At 46.2% G+C, this 1,666-nt stretch carries 2 protein-coding genes; one reads left to right on the forward strand and one right to left on the reverse strand.

The features are described 5' to 3' along the window. Nucleotides 1-734, reverse strand: a 734-nt coding sequence (locus tag R7P67_RS23655) for a LysR family transcriptional regulator (RefSeq protein WP_318086171.1), incomplete at its 3' end; no start/stop codon positions are given. 112 nt (nt 735-846) lie between these two features. Between R7P67_RS23655 and R7P67_RS23660 the strand changes: the two genes are divergently transcribed. Then, nucleotides 847-1,666 (forward strand): DMT family transporter (locus tag R7P67_RS23660; RefSeq protein ID WP_318086172.1); only part of this gene is annotated, 820 nt, incomplete at its 3' end.

Consider the following 1,666-nt stretch of genomic DNA (forward strand, 5'->3'; position numbering starts at 1 on the left):
AAACGGTGAGTCACCAACACACCCAAACGACGCGTGGTTGCCTGTACCGCTTGAATCGACATATTAAAAGTGATCGGCTTTTTGTTTTTTGGACGAGCGACTCCTATCGCGTCTGACCAGACTTGCCAATCGTGTTTTCTGCGCTCATTCGTGACCTCAATGAGCGGATACGTCTTTAAGATGTCAGAAAGGTTAACTGGATTGCTGTGGTCGATGAGATCAGGGCTGCACACTAATACCAGTTCGTCTTCACTGAGCTTTTCGCAATAGTAGTCTTGCCACTCTTCAGGGTTGCCATGCACCAACGCAGCATCAACGCCTTCTTGTTCCAAATTGAACCGTCCAGAAAGGTTAGATAGGCGCACATCAAGTTGGGGCGCATAGGCTTGAAGGCGTGGCATACGTGGGATCCACCAATGCAGTGCCAAGGAATTCACCATGTTTAGCGTAATGCGTTGAGAGTTTTGATCGTGCATCAGTGCTTCGGTTGCATCGACGATTTGTTCTAACGCTGGCGCGACTTTGCGGTAGTATTTTTTGCCTTCCGTATTGAGGTACACATGGCGTCCAATGCGGTCAAAAAGCGGTTTGTTTACTTGGCTTTCGAGAGATTTAATCGCTTGGCTGATCGCCGAGTGGCTAACGCTCAGAAGCTGGGCGGCTTCCGTCATACTGCCTGATTCCGCCACCGCCACAAACGCGTAGATGGATTTTAATGGTACTAATTTGCGCATGGAACGAACCTGTTTTCAATGTGTAAGTTTTGCTTACAATAGTGGTTAATATTACTCGCTATTTCTATAAAGTCACTTTTCATAAAATGCTCCGAGAATTAAGGAGTATCTAATGAATCACGTTCACAAACCCATCGTATTTATGTTGATGTCTACATTAAGCTTATCTGTTACGGGCTTGCTAGCAAAGCAGCTGTCTGAGGCGCTTTCGGTAACCATGTTCAGTTTTCTACGATTTTTCCTACCTGCGGTTATCTTGCTCTTAGTTCTGATCCCGAAAGGCATCAAACTGCCGAAATCGACCGAGTTGAAGCCCACTTTGCTACGCGCACTTTGTATTGGTCTGTCTCAATTGTGTTTTATTGCGTCTCTTCAAACGTTAACGCTGGTCGAAAGTGTGGTCCTTTTTGCTACAGGCCCGTTGTTTATGCCTGTGATTGAGAAGCTTGTCTGGCATGGAAAAATTCGTACGTCCACCGTTTTTGGTATTGTGATGGCGTTTAGTGGTGTGGTGTTGTTGGCTGGAACGGAAGGCGAATTTACTTTGCGATACGACTTACTGCTTGGTTTGGCTGGCGGTCTGTTTAACTCCGGCTCACAATTGACGCTGTATAAAGTCAGCAAAAGTAATATGTCACCGCTAGAGATCAACTTCTGGGCGTTTAGCTTTGCCGCGTTATTTATTCTGCCTTTGGTGCTTATCAACGATGGCTCTGGACTGTTGGGGGCTCATTCATTCTCACTATCCGTTGAGCCTAGTGTGCTGTGGCTATTAGTCATGTCGATGTTGATCATCAATACTCAAGTGTTTCGTGCAAAAGCCTATCAACTGGCCAGTAGCGGCTCTCAACTCGCACCACTGATTTTTACCAACTTGTTGTTTACGGCCGTTTGGCAATCACTTTTTTTCGCTGATGTAATGAGCCGCACTC

This window comes from Vibrio sp. Vb0937 (assembly GCF_033338855.1).